The 19712-nt window shown below is 69.1% G+C and carries 22 protein-coding genes and 1 pseudogene; 8 read left to right on the top strand and 15 right to left on the bottom strand.

The genetic code is table 11. The features are described from left to right. The first annotated feature begins 4 nt into the window (after positions 1 to 4). Both ubiH and ACW11F_RS12010 read left to right on the top strand, forming a co-directional pair. A complete protein-coding gene (gene ubiH, locus ACW11F_RS12005) occupies positions 5 to 1207 on the top strand; it encodes a 2-octaprenyl-6-methoxyphenyl hydroxylase (RefSeq protein ID WP_456997181.1) in 1203 nt (400 codons plus the stop codon). Beyond that, positions 1204 to 2388, top strand: coding sequence for an FAD-dependent oxidoreductase (locus tag ACW11F_RS12010; RefSeq protein WP_456997182.1), 1185 nt, complete (start codon positions 1204 to 1206; stop codon positions 2386 to 2388). The genes ubiH and ACW11F_RS12010 overlap by 4 nt, the downstream gene beginning before the upstream one ends. 32 nt (positions 2389 to 2420) lie before the next feature. Here the strand turns inward: ACW11F_RS12010 and ACW11F_RS12015 are convergent, their stop codons facing one another. From ACW11F_RS12015 to ACW11F_RS12035, 5 genes are read right to left on the bottom strand one after another with little or no spacing between them, the layout of a single operon-like run. Continuing rightward, positions 2421 to 3254 carry a prolipoprotein diacylglyceryl transferase family protein gene (locus tag ACW11F_RS12015; RefSeq protein ID WP_456997183.1) on the bottom strand — a complete coding sequence of 278 codons (834 nt, stop codon included), beginning with the start codon at positions 3252 to 3254 and terminating at the stop codon, positions 2421 to 2423. Positions 3255 to 3300: 46 nt separating this feature from the next. Continuing rightward, complete coding sequence (gene rlmM / locus ACW11F_RS12020) at positions 3301 to 4422, bottom strand: 23S rRNA (cytidine(2498)-2'-O)-methyltransferase RlmM (protein ID WP_456997184.1); 1122 nt, start codon at positions 4420 to 4422, stop codon at positions 3301 to 3303. Beyond that, entirely contained in the window at positions 4422 to 4994 is a 573-nt protein-coding gene (locus ACW11F_RS12025; protein WP_456997185.1) for a nucleoside deaminase, read from the bottom strand. Before ACW11F_RS12025 ends, rlmM begins: the two co-directional genes overlap by 1 nt. Then, positions 4994 to 5380, bottom strand: a complete 387-nt coding sequence (locus ACW11F_RS12030; protein WP_456997186.1) for a hypothetical protein — start codon at positions 5378 to 5380, stop codon at positions 4994 to 4996. Before ACW11F_RS12030 ends, ACW11F_RS12025 begins: the two co-directional genes overlap by 1 nt. A gap of 60 nt (positions 5381 to 5440) precedes the next feature. After that, complete coding sequence (locus ACW11F_RS12035; protein ID WP_456997187.1) at positions 5441 to 7174, bottom strand: glutamine--tRNA ligase/YqeY domain fusion protein; 1734 nt, start codon at positions 7172 to 7174, stop codon at positions 5441 to 5443. Positions 7175 to 7246: 72 nt separating this feature from the next. Between ACW11F_RS12035 and ACW11F_RS12040 the strand changes: the two genes are divergently transcribed. Further along, positions 7247 to 7510 carry a putative signal transducing protein gene (locus ACW11F_RS12040; RefSeq protein WP_456997188.1) on the top strand — a complete coding sequence of 88 codons (264 nt, stop codon included), beginning with the start codon at positions 7247 to 7249 and terminating at the stop codon, positions 7508 to 7510. After that, on the top strand, positions 7507 to 8427 hold the full coding sequence (locus ACW11F_RS12045) for a DMT family transporter (protein ID WP_456997189.1): 921 nt from the start codon (positions 7507 to 7509) through the stop codon (positions 8425 to 8427). The genes ACW11F_RS12040 and ACW11F_RS12045 overlap by 4 nt, the downstream gene beginning before the upstream one ends. On the opposite strand, the gene ACW11F_RS12050 is transcribed toward ACW11F_RS12045, so the two are convergent. The 4 genes from ACW11F_RS12050 to ahpC form a co-directional block, all read right to left on the bottom strand. Continuing rightward, a complete protein-coding gene (locus tag ACW11F_RS12050; RefSeq protein ID WP_456997190.1) occupies positions 8424 to 9137 on the bottom strand; it encodes a hypothetical protein in 714 nt (237 codons plus the stop codon). The two genes, ACW11F_RS12045 and ACW11F_RS12050, sit on opposite strands and share 4 nt — an antisense overlap. A 9-nt stretch (positions 9138 to 9146) precedes the next feature. After that, positions 9147 to 10049, bottom strand: a complete 903-nt coding sequence (locus ACW11F_RS12055; protein WP_456997191.1) for a LysR substrate-binding domain-containing protein — start codon at positions 10047 to 10049, stop codon at positions 9147 to 9149. 67 nt (positions 10050 to 10116) lie between these two features. Next, complete coding sequence (gene ahpF / locus ACW11F_RS12060) at positions 10117 to 11700, bottom strand: alkyl hydroperoxide reductase subunit F (protein ID WP_456997192.1); 1584 nt, start codon at positions 11698 to 11700, stop codon at positions 10117 to 10119. A gap of 261 nt (positions 11701 to 11961) precedes the next feature. Beyond that, entirely contained in the window at positions 11962 to 12525 is a 564-nt protein-coding gene (ahpC, locus tag ACW11F_RS12065; RefSeq protein WP_456997193.1) for an alkyl hydroperoxide reductase subunit C, read from the bottom strand. Positions 12526 to 12729: 204 nt separating this feature from the next. Between ahpC and prmC the strand changes: the two genes are divergently transcribed. From prmC to ACW11F_RS12080, 3 genes and pseudogenes are all read left to right on the top strand, one after another. Next, entirely contained in the window at positions 12730 to 13560 is an 831-nt protein-coding gene (gene prmC, locus ACW11F_RS12070) for a peptide chain release factor N(5)-glutamine methyltransferase (RefSeq protein WP_456997249.1), read from the top strand. Positions 13561 to 13628: 68 nt separating this feature from the next. Then, on the top strand, positions 13629 to 14582 hold the full coding sequence (gene pip, locus ACW11F_RS12075; RefSeq protein ID WP_456997194.1) for a prolyl aminopeptidase: 954 nt from the start codon (positions 13629 to 13631) through the stop codon (positions 14580 to 14582). Between the two features lie 82 nt (positions 14583 to 14664). Next, positions 14665 to 14874, top strand: a pseudogene (locus tag ACW11F_RS12080) (alkylphosphonate utilization protein); the annotation flags it as partial. Positions 14875 to 15036: 162 nt separating this feature from the next. Here ACW11F_RS12080 and ACW11F_RS12085 read toward each other — a convergent pair. Genes ACW11F_RS12085 through ACW11F_RS12095 form a run of 3 tightly spaced genes read right to left on the bottom strand, consistent with a single transcriptional unit; the run spans position 15037 to position 17074 of the window. Continuing rightward, complete coding sequence (locus ACW11F_RS12085) at positions 15037 to 15597, bottom strand: NUDIX hydrolase (protein ID WP_456997195.1); 561 nt, start codon at positions 15595 to 15597, stop codon at positions 15037 to 15039. A 23-nt stretch (positions 15598 to 15620) separates the two neighbouring features. Further along, positions 15621 to 16523: a 5'-3' exonuclease gene (locus ACW11F_RS12090; RefSeq protein ID WP_456997250.1), complete on the bottom strand. Its 903-nt coding sequence runs from the start codon at positions 16521 to 16523 to the stop codon at positions 15621 to 15623. Then, entirely contained in the window at positions 16511 to 17074 is a 564-nt protein-coding gene (locus ACW11F_RS12095) for a nitroreductase family protein (protein ID WP_456997196.1), read from the bottom strand. The genes ACW11F_RS12090 and ACW11F_RS12095 overlap by 13 nt, the downstream gene beginning before the upstream one ends. 71 nt (positions 17075 to 17145) lie before the next feature. On the opposite strand from ACW11F_RS12095, the gene ACW11F_RS12100 reads away from it, so the two are divergent. Next, positions 17146 to 18252: an NAD(P) transhydrogenase subunit alpha gene (locus ACW11F_RS12100; RefSeq protein WP_456997197.1), complete on the top strand. Its 1107-nt coding sequence runs from the start codon at positions 17146 to 17148 to the stop codon at positions 18250 to 18252. A 28-nt stretch (positions 18253 to 18280) separates the two neighbouring features. Here ACW11F_RS12100 and ACW11F_RS12105 read toward each other — a convergent pair whose 3' ends face one another. Genes ACW11F_RS12105 through ACW11F_RS12115 form a run of 3 tightly spaced genes read right to left on the bottom strand, consistent with a single transcriptional unit; the run spans position 18281 to position 19696 of the window. Continuing rightward, the gene (locus tag ACW11F_RS12105; RefSeq protein WP_456997198.1) at positions 18281 to 18784 is read right to left on the bottom strand and encodes a DUF3106 domain-containing protein; all 504 of its coding nucleotides are present in this window, start codon (positions 18782 to 18784) and stop codon (positions 18281 to 18283) included. A gap of 4 nt (positions 18785 to 18788) precedes the next feature. Next, positions 18789 to 19154: a hypothetical protein gene (locus ACW11F_RS12110; RefSeq protein WP_456997199.1), complete on the bottom strand. Its 366-nt coding sequence runs from the start codon at positions 19152 to 19154 to the stop codon at positions 18789 to 18791. Then, positions 19151 to 19696 carry an RNA polymerase sigma factor gene (locus ACW11F_RS12115; RefSeq protein WP_456997201.1) on the bottom strand — a complete coding sequence of 182 codons (546 nt, stop codon included), beginning with the start codon at positions 19694 to 19696 and terminating at the stop codon, positions 19151 to 19153. Before ACW11F_RS12115 ends, ACW11F_RS12110 begins: the two co-directional genes overlap by 4 nt. Positions 19697 to 19712: the final 16 nt, after the last annotated feature.

The following is a 19712-nucleotide window of genomic DNA, read 5'->3' on the forward strand; positions in this document are numbered from 1 at the left end:
GCCCATGCGCAGTGCTCACGACATCGTGATCGTCGGTGGCGGCCTGGTTGGTGCCAGCCTGGCGATCGCCCTGGACTCCAGCGGGCTGGACGTGGCGATGGTCGAGGCCAGCCCCGCCAGCACCTTGCCGGCGGTGTTCGATGAGCGCAACCTGAGCTTTGCCGAAGCCACCTGCCACGCCCTGCAGGCGCTGGAGGTCTGGCCACTGCTGGCCAGCGCCGCACCGATCCGGCGCATCCACGCCAGCCGTGCCGGCGATTTCGGCCGAGTGTGGCTGGATGCGCGCGATTACGGTCGCGATGCCTTCGGCCACGTGGTGATCGCGCGCGACTTCGGCCAGGCGCTGGAAACCCGCCTCGGCGGTCTTGCACGATTGCAGCGCCATCGCCCGGCCCGCTTCATCGCCAGCAGCGTGGGTGCGGATGGTCTGCGCGACGTCGAGATCGAAGGCGAGGACGGGCCGCTCACCCTGCGCACGCGCCTGCTGGTGGGTGCCGACGGCAGTGAAAGTGCGGTGCGCGAGGCGCTGGGCATCGGCGCCGCCCGGCATGATTACCAGCAGACCCTGTTCGTGTGCCGCCTGCGCGCCACGCGCGCGCCGGACGGTACCGCCTGGGAGCGACTCGGCGAGCATGGCCCGACCGCGCTGCTGCCGCGCAATGACCGCCACTACGGCCTGGTGCACGGCGTGGCCAGCAGCGAGGCCGATGCGGTGGCGGCACTGGACGAACGCGCCTGGCTGGAGCGCGTGCAGCGCGCATTCGGCTGGCGCGTCGGGCGTTTCCTCGCCAGCGGCGAGCGCAGCCGCTACCCGATCCGGCGCGTGGTCGCCGAGCGCCTGCACGCGCCGCGCGCGGTGTTGCTGGGCAATGCCGCGCAATCGATCCATCCGCTGGGTGCGCAGGGCTTCAACCTCGGCCTGCGCGATGCGCTGACCCTGGTCGAGGAAATCCGGCGCCATGGCGTGGACGATCCGGCCCTGCCCGAGGCATACGCGCACCGACGCGACGAAGATCGTCGCCGCACCTTGGCGTTTTCCGACGGGTTGGCGCGGGCCACGGCCAATCCGGGCCTGGCGATGGGCCTGGCGCGCAGTCTGGGCATGGCGGCACTGGCCAACCTGCCGGCGCTGCGAGCGCGGCTGGCCGCCGGTGGCATGGGTTATCGCGGTGACGTGCCGGCGCTGTGCCGCGGGGATGCGCAATGAGCCGTCGCCGCTCGCGTGATGTGGTGGTGGTCGGTGCCGGCATCGCCGGCGCCGCCTGCGCGCTGGGGCTGGCACGTGAAGGGCTGCAGGTCGCGCTGGTCGAGGCCGGCGCACCGCCGGTGTTTTCGCCCGCCGAGCGCAGCCTGCGTGTGGTCGCGCTGGCACCGGACAATGCGGCATTGCTCGATGAGCTCGGGGTGTGGCCGGACGTCCTGTCCGTGCGCGCTCAAGCCTATCGGCGGATGCGGGTATGGGATGCCGCCGGCGGCGGCGAGCTGGTGTTCGACGCGGACGACTTCGCGCGCCGTGAGCTGGGCTGGATCGTCGAGAACGAGGTGCTGGCCGCACGCCTGTGGCAAGCGGCCGAACGCGCCGGCGTGGAACTGCTGAGCGGCTCCGGTGTGACCGGGATGGAGCTGGACGAGGACACGGCACGCGTACATCTGGAGAGCGGCGAGGCGCTGACGGCACGGTTGCTGATCGGTGCCGACGGCGCGCGTTCGCGTCTGCGCGAACTGGCCGGGATCGAGGTGTCGCGCCATGATTACGGCCAGCGCGGCGTGGTGGCCTACGTGGAAGCGCAGGACGGACATGCATGGACCGCCTGGCAGCGCTTCCTGCCCGGTGGCCCGCTGGCCCTGCTGCCGGCGGATGCCGAGCGGCTGTGCTCGATCGTGTGGAGTCTGCCCGATGCCGAGGCCAGACGCGTGCTGGCGCTCGACGCGGCCGATTTCGAACGCGAACTCACGCTCGCCAGCGCGCACCGGCTTGGCGAGTTGCGCCTGCGTTCGCCGCGTGCGGCGTTTCCGCTGCGCCGCCTGCTTGCACGCACCCAGGTGCAGGGGCGATTGCTGTTGATCGGTGATGCCGCGCACGTGGTGCATCCGCTGGCGGGGCAGGGCATCAACCTCGGCCTGCGTGATGTCGCCGCCCTGCGCGAGGCGCTGGTCGATGCGCGGCAGCGTGGCCGCGACCTGCTGTCGAGCCCGCATCGTCTGCAACGCTGGGCGCGGGCGCGTCGCAGCGACAACGTGGCTTCGACACTCGCCTTCGAGGCGATCAATCGCGTGTACTCGAACGACTCCCTGCTGCCGACCTTGCTGCGCGGCCATGCGCTGGCGGCGGCCAATGCGATCACGCCGTTGCGCCACGCGCTGTGGCGGCATGCGGCGGGCCTGTGAGCCGGCGCTTCGTTCGCCGCCGATGACGCGGATCAGCGGCCGGCGCGGGTATCCGTGCCGATGCGCTGCAGGCGCTGGTCGAGGCTTGCCGCACTGAGTTCGCCGACGTGGCTGTGCACCAGCCGCCCCTGCGCATCGAAGAACAGGGTGGTCGGCAAGCCGCGCGAGCCGACCGCCTCGGCCACCGAGGAAAATGGATCCAGCAACAGGTTGTCGAGCTGCAGCTGGCTGCGTTGCAGGTAGGCGCGCACGCTGGCCGCATCTTCGGCCTGATTGACGAACACGAAATGGACATCGCCATGCCGGCGCTGGGCCTCGGCCAGCATCGGCATTTCGCGCAGACAGGGCGGGCACCAGGTGGCCCACAGGTTGACCACCACCGGCTTGCCGGCCAATGCCGCCAGTTCCATTTCGCCACCTTCCAGTCGCGCCAGACGCTGTTCCGGCAGGCGGATCACAGAGGCCTGCAGCAGGCCGAGCGCGAAGCCGAGCAGCAGCCAGCTGGCCACGCCGGCACCGGCGGCGAACGCCACCGGTCGTGCCAGCCCGGCATGGCGCCGGCTGCGCCACAGCCCCCAGGCGAGTCCGGCGATGATGCCCGGCCACGGCAGGAAGCCGCCATCGCCGATGCGCAGGATCGACAGCGGGGCGTCCGCATAACTCGACCACGCGCTGGCGACGAAGGCAAGGCGTGCCACCAGCACCGCGATCAGCAGCATGTCAAGCAGCATCGCGCTGGCGCGTGGGCGGCGTGTCTCGTCGCTGGTCGCCGGGCGCGGATCGAGCCAGCGCGTCACGCCGGCGGCGATCGCGAGTGCCAGCAGCAGCACCAGCAAAGACACCGAGAACGGACCGATGCTGACCATCAGTCGCGCCCTCCATGCACGCTCGAGAGCGCGATGATCCGCCTGCTCATGCCGCCACGCTCGCGAACACGGTGATTTCCTCGCGATCGTGGTACAGCTGGCGTGCGCGCGCACACAGCGGCTGGCCGGCCTCCTGCTCGAACAGCTGCAGGCAGTGGCGGGTTTCCAGCCAGCGCTTCTTCATCGGCAGCTTGAGGTTGAACAGCGCATGCCGGCACCAGCCGTGGGCGAACCACTCGGCCATGCGCCGCGCGACGCGGGCAGGTTGCTCGACCATGTCGCAGACCAGCCAGTCCAGCGGCTGCGCAGGCCGCCAGCTGAAGCCGTCGGCACGCACATGGGTGACCAGCCCGCTGTCGAGCAGGCGCGGCTGCAGCGGGCCATTGTCGATCGCGCTGACGCGGATGTGGTGGCGTGCCAGCACCCAGCTCCAGCCACCCGGCGCGGCGCCGAGGTCGGCGGCGCGCATGCCGGGCACCAGCAGCGCCTCGCGCTGCGCGGGGTCGAGCAGGGTGAGGAAGGCTTCCTCCAGTTTCAGCGCGCTGCGCGAGGGTGCGTCCGGCAGCATCTTCAGCCGCGGGATGCCCAGCGGCCAGGGCGCACTGTCGCCCGGTGTGCTGCGCGCGAGCAGGGCATGGTCGCCATCGAGCAGCACCACATGCAGGCGCGGGCGCTGCGGATCGTCGCGTGCATCCAGCCAGCCGCTCTTGCGCAACGCCGGTCGCAGTGCATTGCCGAGGCTGCGCGCGAGTCCGGCCAAGGGTCGGCCGGCATCGGAATCGGCATGTTCCAGCCACAGCGTGCCGAAGCGCGGCAGGACTTCGCGCTCGCGTGCCGCGTCCAGCGCGGCGATCAGCGCCCCGACACGATCGTGGCGCGGCAGGGCGCGCAATTCGGCGATCAGCTGCAGCTTCTGCCGCGCGAAGATCAGTTTCTCCCACGGCAGTGCCGTGTCCAGGCGATCGGCCTCTTCGCCTTCGGCATGGAACTGCACCAGGGCGCTGCCACGTTCGGCACGCACATGTCCGGCGATGCCGGCCAACGCGGCACGCTCGCCGAGTTCGGCGGCCAGTTCCGGCTCGAACCCCGCGCGGCAGTGGCACAGCACGGCCTGCCGTGCGGGCCACGCGACCTGCGCCGCCGCCGACGTCCGTTCTGCGCCCGGCATCAGTAGGCCGGGCCGCGCAGGCCGTAATCGCGCAGCACCGCGCAGGCAGCTTCGCGTTGCAGGTCGCGCACCACTTCGATGCCGCGTCGCGCAAGTTCGCCGATCCAGTCCTGCGGCAGCGGGCCTTCGTCGAATTCGGTCAACCGCTCGACGTCCTCGCTGCGTGCACCGATCAGCAGGCGGTCGATGCCGGCCCAGATACTGGCGCCATAGCATTGGCAGCACGGCTGCGCCGAGGTGGCAAGGGTCACCGGGCCCCAGGCGCCACCGTCATCGTTGCAGTTCAGGCGCGCGCGCTGCAGGCGTTGCTGGGCCAGCATCAGGGCGAAGGTCTCGGCGTGTGCAAGGCTGCAGCTTTGCGGCAGCACGCGATTGACGCCGACCGCGATCAGCACATCGTCGGGGCTGAACACCGCCGCGCCGAACGGGCCACCGCTGCCGGCCTCGACGTTGCGCCGCGACAGCTCGATGGCGAGCGCGACCTTGGCCTCGTCGCCGGGATACGCACGCGTGAACGCGAACTCGTGCAGCCACGCCGGCAGGGTCAGATGCAATTGCAGCGGAGGTTGCATCATTGCGTGGAGAGCCGGTTGTCGCCGGTGCACTGGCCGGACACGCAGCGGCAGGCGCTGATGTCGGGGAATCCGCAGACCCCGACGCGGCCGGTGCGACGGCATTCATCGGCCACCGCCTGCGGATCGACCTTGGCATTTACGTTGACGCAGGCCGGATAATAGCCGCAGCAATTGCCGACGTTCTTCACCGTGCAGTCGGCATCGGTGCGGCAGCTGGTATCCACCGCCGCCGGTCCGCCACCGATCGGGCGCGGTTTCACCGGCTGCTCCAGTGGATTGCCCGGGAACGCCTGCGGCGGTGCCTGGCGTTGCGTGGTCGGCTGCGTGCACGCGGCAAGCAGCAGCAGGATGAAGACGAGGACGACATGGGCGAAGCGGAGCATGGCGGTTCCTCCTGGGAATGGGCGGGACGGGCGCGCGCGCCACGCCGACATGGCGTGGCTTCAGCGCTTCTGCGCCCACACGTCGCGCAGGGTCACCGCGCGATTGAACACCGGTCGCGTGGACGCATGGTCGTGGCGGTCGGCGACGAAGTAGCCGCTGCGTTCGAACTGGAAGCGCTCTTCCGCCGTCGCCTGCGCCGCGGCGGCTTCGACATAACCATGCACCATGCGGCGTGAATCCGGGTTGAGGTGGTCGCGATAGCCCTTGCCCGCGCTTTCGTCATCCGGGTCGGGCACGTTGAACAGGCGCTCGTACAGGCGGAACTCGGCCGCTACCGCGGTGGCGGCATCGACCCAGTGGATGGTGCCCTTGACCTTGCGGTTGGCGCCTTCCATGCCGGGACGCGATTCGGGATCGAGCCAGCCACGCAGTTCGACCACATTGCCGTCGGCATCCTTGATCACTTCGTCACAACGCACGATGCCGGCCCCGCGCAGGCGCACTTCGCCACCCGGGATCAGGCGTCGCCAGCCCTTCGGTGGCACTTCGGCGAAGTCCTCGCGCTCGATCCACAGCACGCGCGAGAACGCCACCTTGCGGCTGCCCATGGAGTCGTCCTTGGGGTGATTGGCGAACTCGAGGTGTTCGGCATGGCCTTCGGGCAGGTTGTGCAGCACCAGACGCAACGGCTCGATCACCGCCATGCGCCGTGGCGCACGTGCATCGAGATCCTCGCGCAGGGTGTTTTCCAGCACCGTGTAGTCGATCACCGAGTTCTGCTTGGACAGGCCCAAGCGGGTGACGAACAGCTTCAGCGCCTCCGGCGTGTAGCCGCGGCGGCGGATGCCCTGCAGCGTCGGCATGCGCGGATCGTCCCAGCCATCGACCAGACCTTCGTTGACCAGCGCCATCAGCTTGCGCTTGCTCATCACCGTGTAATCGAGGTTGAGCCGGGAGAACTCGATCTGCCGCGGCTTGGCGGCCTCCTTGGGCAGGCCGCGTGCCAGCAAGGGCTCCAGCAGCTCGGGGTTCTCGTGCAGGGCGACGTTGTCCACGCACCAGTCGTACAGCGGGCGGTGGTCCTCGAATTCCAGCGTGCACAGCGAATGGGTGATGCCCTCGACCGCATCGCCCAGCGCGTGGGCGTAGTCGTACATCGGGTAGATCGGCCATTCGTCGCCGGTGTTCTGGTGCGGCACCTGCTTGATCCGGTAGATCGCCGGGTCGCGCATGTTCATGTTCGGCGAGGCCATGTCGATCCTGGCGCGCAGGGTGCGTGCACCGTCGGCGAACTCGCCGGCACGCATGCGCCGGAACAGGTCCAGGTTTTCCTCGACCGAGCGGTTGCGGTACGGCGATTCGGTGCCCGGCTCGGTCAGCGTGCCGCGGGTCGATCGCACTTCGTCCTGGCTGAGGTCGCAGACGAAGGCCTTGCCGTCGCGGATCAGCTTTTCCGCGCCCAGGTAAAACACGCCGAAGTAATCGGAAGCGTGGCGCAGCGAATCCCATTCGTAGCCCAGCCAGCGCACATCCTCCTGGATCGCGGTGACGAACTCCAGATCCTCGCGCTCCGGGTTGGTGTCATCGAAACGCAGATTGCACACGCCGCCGAATTCCTCGGCGATGCCGAAATCCGCGGCGATCGCCTTGACGTGGCCCAGATGCAGGTAGCCGTTGGGCTCGGGCGGGAAGCGGGTCTTGATATGCGTGTGCTTGCCGCTGGCCAGGTCCTCGCGGACGATGTTGCGGATGAAGTCGATGCGCTCGGGCGCCGGGGCGGGGCTGTCGGACATGGCGAAGGCGTGGCGAAAACAAGGGACAGTTTAGCGTTAAGCTGGACAGGTTCCCGCTGACTGCCTGTACCCATGCGCACCGTGTATCACGCGCTCAACCTGATCGATGCCCATCTGGTGAAGCATGCACTGGAGGATGCCTCGATCCCGGCCTTCGTCATGGGCGAGCACCTGGTCGGCGGGGTGGGCGAGTTGCCCGCCGGTGGCTTCATCCTGGTGCGGGTGTCGGACAGCCATGCGGAAGCGGCGGAAGGCGTGGTGCGCGAACTGGGCCTGGATCAACCCGGCGCGGCCCGGCCGCTGCAGGCGGACGACGAAGGCTGGCAGCCGGCATGAGCCCCGCGGCGGATGCCGCGCAGCGCAGGAACGCATTCGCGCAGCTGCTGCTGGGGGCGGCCATCATCGGCACCAATGGCCTCATGGTGCGCTTCGCCGATACCCCGCCGACGGTCTCGGCGTTCTGGCGCATGCTGCTGTCGGGCGTGCTGCTGGCGGCGCTTGTGCAATGGCGGCATGGCTGGCAACCGCTCTCGCGCCGGGCGTGGGCGTGGATTGCATTGCCTTCGCTGGCGTTTGCCGCCGACCTGTGGATGTGGCATCGCAGCATTCTGATCGTCGGCCCCGGCCTTTCGACCCTGCTCGCCAACAGCCAGGTGTTCTTCATGGCATTGGCCGGCGCATTGTTCTTCGGCGAGCGCCTGACCCTGCGCTTCATCAGTGGCGTGTTGCTGGCGTTCTTCGGCCTGTGGCTGTTGCTGGGGGCGGACTGGGCGCAACTGCCGGCCGGGTATCGCTGGGGCGTGTGGCTGGGCCTTGGCACCGGGCTGATGTATGCCGCCTACAACGTCGGCCTCAAGCGTTCGCAGGCGGAAGCCGCGGTGGGTCGGGCGCGGATTCCGGTGGAGCAGGTGCTGTGCCTGGCCGCGTTCGGCAGTGCGCTGTGCCTCGGGCTTGCCGGGGTGGCCGAAGGGACGAGCCTGGCGATCCCGTCGTGGCGTTCGTTCGTGATCCTGCTGCTGCTGGCTGCGCTCGGACACTGCCTGAGCTGGATCCTGATCTCGCGCTCGATCGCGGTGCTGTCGGTGGCGATGGTCGGCTTGCTGCTGCTGTTGCAGCCGCTGGTGGCTTATCTGCTTGACGTGATCGTGCTCGACCAGGCCACCACGCCACGACAGTGGGCCGGGCTTGCGGTGACCCTGGCCGGGATCTTCGTTGCCGGGCTCAAGACCCGGCTCAGGCCGGCGCGGGCCTAGTCCGCCGCGATGCGTGCGGCGCAGACATAGACCACCTCGCAGCCGCCGGGGCCGTGGTCGTCACGGGTCAATGAGCTGCGCCAGCGCCAGCCATCACGGGCCTCGGCCTCGACCAGCCATCCGTCGATGCGCACGCGCTGTCCCGGCTGCATGCCGGCGAGGGCCGCCGCCACGTCGCGACTGGCCGGGATCATGTGCATGTTCGCGCTCTCGCGCCGTGCCTGTTCGATGCTGATCGGCGGCGCGGCATCCCAGGCCATGTAATACCAGCGGTTGTCCTGGCGGATGTCGAGCGCGGCGAGCACATCCTCGTCGCGCATGCGCGCCCAGCCCAGGGCAAGGTCGAGCGGGGCAAAGTCGGCTTCGCGGTCTTCCGCATAGCGGCGCGTGGACAGCACGCGGGCATCCACGCTGAACCCGGCCAGTGCTTCGAGGCGGCCGGACGGGTGGGCGAACTCCGACACTGCGTCCGGCAGTGTGGATTGCGCCGGCAGTTCGGGGTCGGCCAGCGCCAGTGGCAGCGGGCAGTCCGCTGCCGTGACCGCCTGCGCACTGACGAAGGCCGGGCGCGCGACGGGCTCGGCGACCGGCCCGGCGGGTGCGAGCGCAGCGGCGGGCGTGTCCTGCGCCTGCCGCCAGCGCGCGAAGGCGAGGATCGTGGCAAGCGCGGCCAGTACCGCGATGAGGAACACGACGCGGCGTCGTGGCATGGCGAGAGGTCAGTCGGCGAGGAGCCGCGAGGATAGCGGGCGCAGCGTGGCGGCGATGTCGCCGAGCAGGCCGCTCATTGCCGAGCTGCGGCGCCAGACCAGTGCGATCCGGCGTGACGGGGCATCGCCCGCGAACGGCAGCAGGCGCAGGTTTTCCGGTTGTGCCACCGGCGAGCGCGTGGCCAGCAGTGGCAGCAGGGTGATGCCGCCGCCGGCGGCGACCATCTGCCGCAGCGTCTCCAGGCTGGTGGCGCGGAAGCCGGCCTTTTCATGCGCCCCGGAAAGGCGGCACACGTCGAGCGCCTGATCGCGCAGGCAATGGCCGTCCTCCAGCAGCAACAGGGCATGCGCGTCGAGGTCGTCCAGACTCACCGTGTTCTGCGCGGCCAGCGAGCCCTGCGCACTGGTCGCCAGCAGGAAGGGTTCTTCGAACAGTTCCTCGGCATGCAGTTGCTCGTCGGTCACCGGCAGCGCCAGCAACGCGGCATCGATCTGGCCATCGCGCAGCTTTTCCAGCAGCGCATCGCTCTTGTCCTCGACCAGCAGCAGTTCCAGCCGCGGGAAACGCTTGTGCAGCTCGGGCACCGCGTACGGCAGGAAGTAGGGCGCCAGGGTGGGGAAGGCGCCGAGACGCAAGGTGCCCGATTCGGGGTCGCGGCTGCGCCGGGCAAGATCGTGGATGCCTTCGGCCTCGCCCAGGATCAGGCGTGCCCGGGCCACCACTTCGCGGCCGATCGGGGTCAGCATCACGTTGCGCGGCGCGCGCTCGAACAGCTGCACGCCCAGTTCCTCCTCCAGCTTGCGGATCTGGGTCGACAGCGTGGGCTGGCTGACGAAGCTCGCCTCCGCCGCCTTGCCGAAGTGGCGGTGCTCGGCCAGGGCGACGAGGTATTTGAGATCGCGCAGGTTCATCGCATCGACACCTTCAGGCCAAGGTGACGGGGCCGGGCCGCAAACTCGCGTGCCCGGCCCGCGCCGCTCACGCCGCCTTCTTCGCCTTTTCGGCCGGGGCGGAGGTGCGGATCAGGTGGTCGAAGGCCGACAGCGAGGCGGTCGCGCCGGCGCCCATCGCGATCACGATCTGCTTGTACGGCACGGTGGTGCAGTCGCCGGCGGCGAACACGCCGGGCAGGCTGGTCTGGCCACGCTCGTCGATCACGATCTCGCCGCGGTTGCTCAGCGTCACGGTGTCCTTCAGCCAGTCGGTATTGGGCAGCAGGCCGATCTGCACGAACACGCCTTCCAGGTCGATCACGTGCTCGTCGCCGTCATCGCGGTCCTGGTAGCGCAGCGCCTTGACCTTGCCGCCATCGCCGATCACTTCGGTGGTCATCGCCGAGGTGTGGATGGTGACATTGGGCAGGCTGCGCAGCTTGTTCTGCAGCACTTCGTCGGCGCGCAGGCGGGTGTCGAATTCCAGCACGGTGACGTGGTCGACGATGCCGGCCAGGTCGATCGCGGCTTCGACACCGGAGTTGCCGCCGCCGATCACCGCCACGCGCTTGCCCTTGAACAGCGGGCCGTCGCAATGCGGACAGAAGGCCACGCCCTTGCCGATGTATTCCTCCTCGCCCGGCACGTTCATGCGCCGCCAGCGTGCGCCGGTGGCCAGCACCACGCTGCGCGCTTCAAGCGAGGCACCGCTGGCAGTGGTGACGCGGAAGCCGCCATCGACCTGCTCGAGCTTCTCCGCGCGCTGCAGGTTCATCACGTCGACGTCGTAATCGGCGACATGCGCTTCCAGCGCGGTGGCCAGCTGCGGGCCTTCGGTATGGCGCACGGAGATGAAGTTCTCGATCGCCAGCGTGTCCAGCACCTGGCCGCCGAAGCGCTCGGCCAAGACGCCGGTGCGGATGCCCTTGCGCGCCGAGTAGATCGCCGCGGCCGCGCCGGCCGGGCCACCGCCGACCACCAGCACCTCGAACGGCTCCTTGGCGCTGATCGCCTCGGCAGCGCGCGCTTCGGCGCCGCTGTCGAGCTTGGCGATGAACTCCTCGATGCCCATGCGCCCGGCGGCGAACGGCTCGCCATTGAGCAGCACGGTCGGCACCGCCATCACCCCGCGCTGTTCCATTTCCTCGGCGAACGCGGCGCCGTCCACGGCGACGTGGCGGATCGCCGGGTTCAGCGCGGCCATGGTGTTCAGCGACTGCACAACTTCCGGGCAGCTCTGGCAGGACTGCGAGAAGAAGGTCTCGAAGCGGAACTCGCCCTGCAGCGCCTTGATCTGTTCGATCAGCGCTTCGTCGATCTTCGGCGGATGCCCGCCGACGTGCAGCAGCGCCAGCACCAGCGAAGTGAACTCGTGGCCCAGCGGCAGGCCGGCGAATTCCACGCCGACGTCCGCGTCTTCGCGCTGGATGCGGAAGCTCGGCATGCGCGCGGCCGGCGTTTCGGCCATGCGCAGGCTGATGCGTCCGGCGCCGGCTTCGACGATATCATCCAGCAGTCCGCGCATCTGCGCCGACAGCTCGCCCTCGTCCAGCGAGGCGGTCAGGGTCAGCGGCACACGCAGGTTCTGCAGGTAGGCGGCGAGCTGGGTTTTCAGTTCGGTGGCGAGCATGTCGGACTCCTTGGATGCTTCAGGATTGGACAGGGGATGGATGGGCCGTCGTGGCGGGTGCGGTCATCGCGCCTTGAGACGCGGTGCGTCGCGTGCGTGCCGGCCAGGACCGCAGGCGCTGCGGGCCGGTATGCATGGGTGCCAAGAGGGCTGGGAGCAGGGCAGTCGGGCTGCCCTGTTCCCAACCCTCTCCGCGAACGGAGAGGGCGGGAGCGTTGGTGATGCGATTGCCGCGTCGCGAGCGAGCGCGGCAGGTCGCAATCAGATCTTGCCGACCAGGTCCAAGGACGGGGTCAGCGTCTTTTCGCCTTCCTTCCACTTCGCCGGGCACACTTCGCCGTCGTGGTTGGCGACGTACTGCGCCGCCTTGAGCTTGCGCACGGTTTCGGTGACGTCGCGGGCGATGGCGTTGTCATGCACTTCCATGGTCTTGATCACGCCGTCCGGGTTGATCACGAAGGTGCCACGCAGGGCCAGGCCTTCTTCCTCGATCAGCACGTCGAAGGCGCGCGACAGGGCGTGGGTCGGGTCGCCGACCAGGGCGAACTTGGCCTTGCCCACCGCCGGCGAGGTTTCGTGCCACACCTTGTGCGAGAAGTGGGTGTCGGTGGTGACGATGAACACCTGCGCACCGGCCTTCTCGAACTCGGCGTAGTGATCGGCGGCGTCTTCGATTTCGGTCGGGCAGTTGAAGGTGAAGGCCGCCGGCATGAAGATCAGCACCGACCACTTGCCCTTCAGATCTGCCTCGGTGACGGTGATGAACTCGCCGTTCTTGAAGGCCTGGGCCTTGAACGGCTGGATTTCGGTATTGATCAGGGACATGCGCTCTCTCCTGTGGGGTTGCGAGGGGGAATTGGATGGTCGGTCCCATCCGGCGAAGGGAAGATTACAGAGCCTCGATTGATAATTCCAATCGATTGTTGGGATTGTATCAATAGATATAAGCTATTGCAAGTGACCGGGGGATCAGTCCGCCGAATGCGCGCCGCCCGCAATTCCGGCGACGCGCTGGATACCATGCGCGGCATGATGTCGCCCTCGGCCAGCCCCGCCCGCCTGCTGCGCAGCGCCGCTCGACGGATCGACGCGGTCGATGCCGAATACCTGTTGCTGCACGTGCTGGGGCGCGGGCGGGGCTGGCTGTTCGCGCATGGCGACGAAGCGCTCGACGCGGATGCAGTGGCGCGTTTCGAAGACCTGGTCACGCGCCGCGCCGAAGGCTGGCCGGTGGCTTACCTCACCGGGCGTCGCGGCTTCTGGAGCCTGGATCTGGAAGTGGGCCCGGACACCCTGATCCCGCGTGCCGAAACCGAGCGGCTGGTGGAACTGGCGCTGGCGCGGCTGCCGGCGGACACCCCGCTGCGGATCGCCGACCTCGGTACCGGCAGCGGCGCGATCGCACTGGCGCTGGCGCGCGAGCGCCCGTTGGCGCGGGTGGTCGCCACCGACGCCAGCGCCGCCGCGCTCGAAGTCGCTTGCCGCAACGCGCGCGCGCATGGCCTGGGCAATGTCGAGTTTCGCCATGGCGACTGGTTTGCGCCGCTGGCCGGCGAGCGCTTCGACCTGGTGGCGAGCAACCCGCCCTATGTCGCGGAGGGCGATGCGCACTTGGGCCGGGGCGATCTGCGCTTCGAGCCGCCATCGGCGCTGGCCAGCGGCGGCGACGGACTGGACGACCTGCGCCGGATCATCGCCGATGCACCGCAATACCTGCTGCCCGGCGGCTGGCTGCTGGTCGAGCACGGACACGACCAGGGCGCCGCGGTGCGCGAACTGTTTGCCGCGGCCGGGTTTTCCGCGGTCGGCAGCGAGCACGACCTCGAGGCACGCGAGCGGGTCAGCCTCGGTCGGCGTTGATCGCGCATGTCGCGGCCCGGTTCGTGGCGCAGGGCTACAATCCCCGGCTGACCTTGACGGAGCCCGGCATGCGCACGCTGTACCCCGAGATCGAACCCCATCGCCACGGCATGCTGCAGGTGGATGCACGGCACAGCCTGTACTGGGAAGAGTGCGGCAACCCCGACGGCAAGCCGGTGGTGCTGCTGCACGGCGGGCCGGGCGGCGGCTGCAATGCATCGATGCGCCGCTTCCACGACCCGGCGCGCTACCGCATCATCCTGTTCGACCAGCGCGGCGCCGGCCGCAGCACGCCGCATGCGGACCTTGTCGACAACACCACCTGGCACCTGATTGAGGACATCGAAAAGCTGCGCGAGATGCTCGGCGTCGAGCGCTGGCAGGTATTCGGCGGCAGCTGGGGTTCGACACTGGCGCTGGCCTATGCGCAGAAGCATCCCGAGCGGGTCACCGAACTGGTGTTGCGCGGCATCTTCATGCTGCGCCGCTGGGAGCTGGAATGGTTCTACCAGGAAGGCGCCTCGCGCCTGTTCCCGGATCACTTCCAGCCTTACCGCGAACACATCCCCGAGGCCGAGCGCGGCGACCTGATCGCCGCCTACCACCGCCGCCTGACCAGCGATGACGAGGAGGTGCGGCTGGCCGCGGCGCGGCACTGGAGCATCTGGGAAGGCGGCACCAGCTACTTGCGCGTGCCGGAGGGGTATGCCGACAGCCATGGCGATGCGCACTTCGCGCTGGCCTTCGCGCGCATCGAGAACCATTACTTCGTCAACCACGGCTTCTTCGACGTCGATGACCAGTTGCTGCGCGATGTCGATCGCATCGCCGATATCCCCGGCATCATCGTGCACGGCCGCTACGACGTGGTGTGCCCGGTGGCCAATGCCTGGGAGCTGCACCGGGCCTGGCCGGAATCGACGCTGGAAATCACCGCCACCGCCGGCCACTCGGCGTTCGAGGACGAGAACATCGACGCGCTGGTGCGCGCCACCGACCATTTCGCCCCGCAGGCGATGTAAACCCGCGGCTGCCGGCATATGCGGGCAGCCCATCCATCATGCACGGAGGATCGCGATGAGCGACAACGACGAGGACGAGATCATCGTCAAGGACAGCAACGGCACGCGCCTGGCCGATGGCGACAGCGTGACCCTGATCAAGGATCTCAAGGTCAAGGGCACCTCGGTCACGCTCAAGCGCGGCACCCTGTGCCGCAACATCCGCCTGACCGATGATGCCGACCTGATCGAATGCAATGTGGAGAAGGTCAAGGGCCTGGTGTTGCGCACCGAGTTCCTGAAAAAGGCCTGAGCGCCAAGGGCGCGCTGCGCTGGCCGCGCTGCCGCGCCCGGTTTTGCATCTTGAACGGCACCACCGGCAGGCGTCGCTTTTCGCGTCATGGTCGCCGCAGCATGTGCGCCTGCGATACGGATGGCTCGCGGGCAGTGCCGCAAGCCACGCGTCAACGGCGCTTCACATCGCGCACTCGTCGACGCTCGCGCGGCGCGCGGTCGCCGCCTGCAGCAGCCACAGTCCGGCCCAGATCTTGAGGTCGAGCACCTTGCCCGCGGCGCGCTGGCGCAGCAGCCAGGCGTGCACGTCGCGGCGCGGGACGCGGTGCAGCTGGATGTCCTCGCCATCCACGCCGCCGCCTTCGCCGACTTCGCGCAGGCCATGCGCAACCATGATCACCAGGCGTTCGTTGCTCATGCCGGGCGTGCTGGCGCCATCGAGCGCCACCTCGAAATGCTCGGCATCCCAGCCGGTTTCCTCGATCAGCTCGCGCCGCGCGGCAGCCTCGGGCGAGTCGTCTCCATCCTGGTCACCGACCAGACCGGCAGGCAGTTCGATGCAGCGTGCACCGAGCGCGGCACGGTACTGCTCGACCAGCAGCACCTCGTCCTGCTCGGTCAGGGCCGCCACCATCACCGCCATGCCGGCGTCATCGTGGCAGCGCTCGCACCACTCCCAGCGTCCGCGCCGGACCAGCCGCAGCCATCGGCCCTGGTGGAGGATTTCGCGTGGCTCGTGCATCGGTCGGCTCCGTCGGGGTCGGCTCAGGCTTCCAGCATGCGGCGCCGCGTCAGCGGACCGAAGCGCAACTGCTCGGCAAGCCGCTGCACGCTGTCGGCATCGGCCGGCTGGCGGCGGAAGGGGGGCGGATGCGGCAGCGGCGCATCCAGCGCGATGCGCGTGAGTTGGCGCCACAGCAGGGCATGCTCGCGCTGCTCGTGCAGCCGGCGCGCGGTGGCGGCGGCGCCACGCAGGCGCAGGAAGGCGACTTCATCGATGCGCTCGAGCAGGCTGTCGAGATCGCCGAAATGTGAAATCAACGTGGCCGCGGTCTTGCCGCCGATGCCGCTGACCCCGGGGATGTTGTCGATGGCATCGCCGGCCAGGGCGAGGAAGTCGGCGATCTGGTGCGCATGCACGCCGTGCCGGGCCTTGACCCCGGCATGGCCCCAACGCTGGCCGCGGGCGAAGTCGTACTGCTCGTCGCCTTCCTGCAGGAGTTGTGAAAGATCCTTGTCGGCAGAGACGATGACGCCGCGCAGGCCGTGCCCGCGCACCGCCGTCAGCGCGCTGCCGATCAGGTCGTCGGCCTCGTATTCGGCATGTGCGGCCGTGGCCAGGCCCAGTGCCTCGCACAGTGCCTTGCAATACGCGAACTGACGCTTGAGTTCCTCCGGTGCTGGTGGCCGGTTGGCTTTGTAATCCGGGTACAGGCGATTGCGGAAGCACGAATCGAGTGCTTCGTCGAATGCGACCAGGACGTGCCGCGGGCGCTCGCGCTCCAGCAATTCCAGCAGGAAGCGGGCAAAGCCCTGCACCGCATTGAGCGGCCAGCCCTCGGCGTCGTGCCATTGGTCGGGCATCGAATGCCAAGCGCGGAACACGTACAGCGACGCATCCACCAGATACAGTGGCGCCGGCGCAGCGCTGACGCTCACGGTGTCCAGTCGCGCAGCAGGGTGGCGGCGTCGGGGCGCGCGCGTTCGGGGGCTTCTTGGCGCGCGCTGCCGATATGGATGAAGCCGACGATGACTTCGTCTTCGGCAAGGCCCAGGTAGGTTCTCATGGCCGGGTCATGCGCGCCCCAGCCGGTCAGCCATTGCGCGCCGAAACCGGCGGCACGGGCCGCCTGCAACAGCGCGAAGCACACGCAACTGGCGGTCGAGAAACGCTCGCTGGCCGGAATTTTCTCGTCCGGCCCCTGCTGCGCGATCACCGCGATCACCACCGGCGCATGATTGAAACGGCCGCGCTCCTTGTCCAGCACCGCGGCGCTGGCGGCGGGATCGAGTTCACGCTTGCGCTCGACCAGCCATTGGCCGAGCGCCTGGCGCGCGCTGCCGGCGATGCGCAGGAAACGGAACGGCACGCGATTGCCGTGGTCGGGCACGCGGCTGGCCGCAGCGAGCATGGCCAGCAGTTGCTGCTGATCGGGGCCGGGCTCGCCCAGCAGGCGCGAGGGGGTGGAGCGGCGTTGGTCGAGGCAGGAAAAGTCCATGCACGGATTCTAGGCGAACCGATCGCCGGCATTGGTTAGGATGGCGGCAACGACGCGGACGGATTTGGACCATGGCACTGGCAATCGGCGTGGCGAAGGAAACGGCGGCGGGCGAGAAGCGGGTGGCATTGACCCCGGAAACCTGCGCGCGACTGGTCAAGGCCGGCTGCACGGTGCGCATCGAGCGCGGGCTCGGTGATGCAGCGTTCTTTCCCGATCCGGCGTACCAGGATGCCGGTGCGGAACTGGCCGCGGATGCGGCCGCCGCGCTTGCCGATGCCGACCTGGTGTTCTGTGTGCAGGCGCCGGATGCGCAGCGCATCGGTCAGATGAAACCGGGTGCGGTGCTGATCGGCGGGATCCAGCCCGAGGCCGACGCGGCGCGCGCCGAAGCCTTGCGCGAGCGCGCGATCGTGGCCTTCCCGCTGGAACGGCTGCCGCGCACCACGCGCGCGCAGGCGATGGATATCCTCAGCTCGCAGGCCGGCATGGCCGGTTACAAGGCCACCCTGATCGCGGCCCAGCTGGCGCCACGCTTCTTTCCGATGCTGACCACCGCCGCCGGCACCATTCGCCCGAGCAAGGTGCTGGTGATCGGTGCCGGTGTCGCCGGCCTGCAGGCCATCGCCACCGCGCGTCGCCTGGGCGCACAGGTGGAAGGCTTCGACGTGCGCCCGGAAACCCGCGAGCAGATCGAATCCCTCGGCGGACGCTTCCTTGATCTGGGCGTCAGCGCGGTGGGCGAGGGCGGTTACGCACGCGCGCTCAATGACGAGGAGCGCGCCGAGCAGCAGCGGCGCCTGGGCGAGCATCTGAAGAACGTGGACGTGATCATCACCACCGCCGCGGTGCCCGGACGGCCGGCACCGACCATCCTCACCGCGCCGATGCTCGACAGCATGCGCGCCGGCAGCGTGATCGTCGATCTGGCCGCCGAAAGTGGCGGCAACTGCGCCGCGACCGTGCCCGGCCAGACCATCCAGACCGACAGCGGCGTGATCATCGCCGGGCCGCTTGGCCTCGCCTCACAAGGTGCGCTGCATGCCAGCGAGATGTTTGCCCGCAATGTGTTCAATTTCGCTCAGTTGATGCTTGGCGAAGACGGTTTGCAGCTGGACTGGGAGGACGAGCTGCTCGCGCGCACGGTGTGGCCGCCACGCGAGGGCGACGGCGCCTGAGCCTTGCCAGGCGCGGCGCAGGCCGACCTCAGGGCTTGGCCGCGCCCCGGTGCGACGGGCGTTGCGGCGCGTTTTCCTGCATCCAGGCGTCGCGCTCGGCCGCGTTCATCCGGCCCCAGCGCTGGCGCAGCGCCTCGCGCTCGGCGGCCGGCATCTTGCGCATGACATGGAACAGCACCAGCGCTTGCCTGCGCTCTTCGTAGGGCAGGTCACGGGTCTTGTCGTACAGCACGCGCAGCTGCTGTTGCTGCTCGGCAGTGAGTTGACCGAAGCGATCGTGGCCGCGGCGCGCGCGTGCGCGTTCTTCGACCGGCATTTCGCGCCAGCGTTGCGCGTGCCGGTACATGCGCTGGCGCTTTTCGGCGTCGGCCGCGTCCCAGCGCTCGCGCAGCGGCTGGATCAGCAGTTCACGCTGTTCGGCGCTGAGTGAGTTCCAATTGCCGACGGGCGTCTCCTGCGCACGCAGCGGCAGGGCCGCGCTGGTCATCAGCAGGGTGATCAGGAGCGGGCTGAACATGCGCGCAGGATTCATGGCATCACTCCATCGCCAGGACACGGACCTCGTCCGAGCCCAGCCAGGCATAGAAGTCGGGGCTGCTTTCCAGCAGTGCGTCATCCGCTGCCGCCGCCGGACCGGCGTCGGCCGCGATGCGGGTGGCATCGACGGCATCGCCCGGTGCACGCAGCGCGGGCGAAAGCACCAATGCCGCGACCAGTGCCGCGCCGGCCAAGCCTGCCGGCAGCGCCCAGCGTGGACGCTGCGGCGTATCGGGGACGGCGGCACGCTGCGCCACGATGCGTGGATCAAGCTGCAGGCGCAGCGGACCGGGCAGCCGCGCGGTGGCTTCGCGGTAGTGCTCGCGCAGGGTGGCATCGAAACGATCATCGGGGTGCATGTTCATCGCCAGTCTTCCAGTTGCGCCTGCAACGCGCTGCGTGCACGTGACAGGTGGGTTTTGACCGAACCCTCGCTGCAGCCCATCACCGCGGCGGTATCGGCCACATCAAGCTCTTCAAGCACGCGCAGGGTGAATGCCTCGCGTTGGCGTGCCGGCAACGCGCGCATGGCCTCGCGGATCCGGCCCCAGGCTTCGCGGCCATCGTGGCTGCGTGCCGGGCCGGCCGCGTCGTCGGCCCAGTCGATCTGGCTGCCGTCATCGCCGGTCGCCGAACTGAGCCAGCTCAGGCGGAAGCGGCGCCTGCGCTGTGCATCGATGATGCGCGTGCGCAGGATGCGCCAGAACAGCGGCGTCCATTCCTGCGCCGGGCGCTCGCGATAGGCCAGCATCTTGAGCATCGCTTCCTGCACCACGTCCAATGCGTCCTCGCGATGGCGCAGGCCGAGTTCGGCAAAGCGCAGCGCGCGTGGGCCGACGTCGGCCAGGAACCCGTCCAGCGTGGCCGGCGCCGGGGCTTCGGCGGGCCGCATCAGGCGGGGCTCCATTCCGGAATCGGGACAC

This window comes from Luteimonas sp. e5 (genome assembly GCF_054031035.1).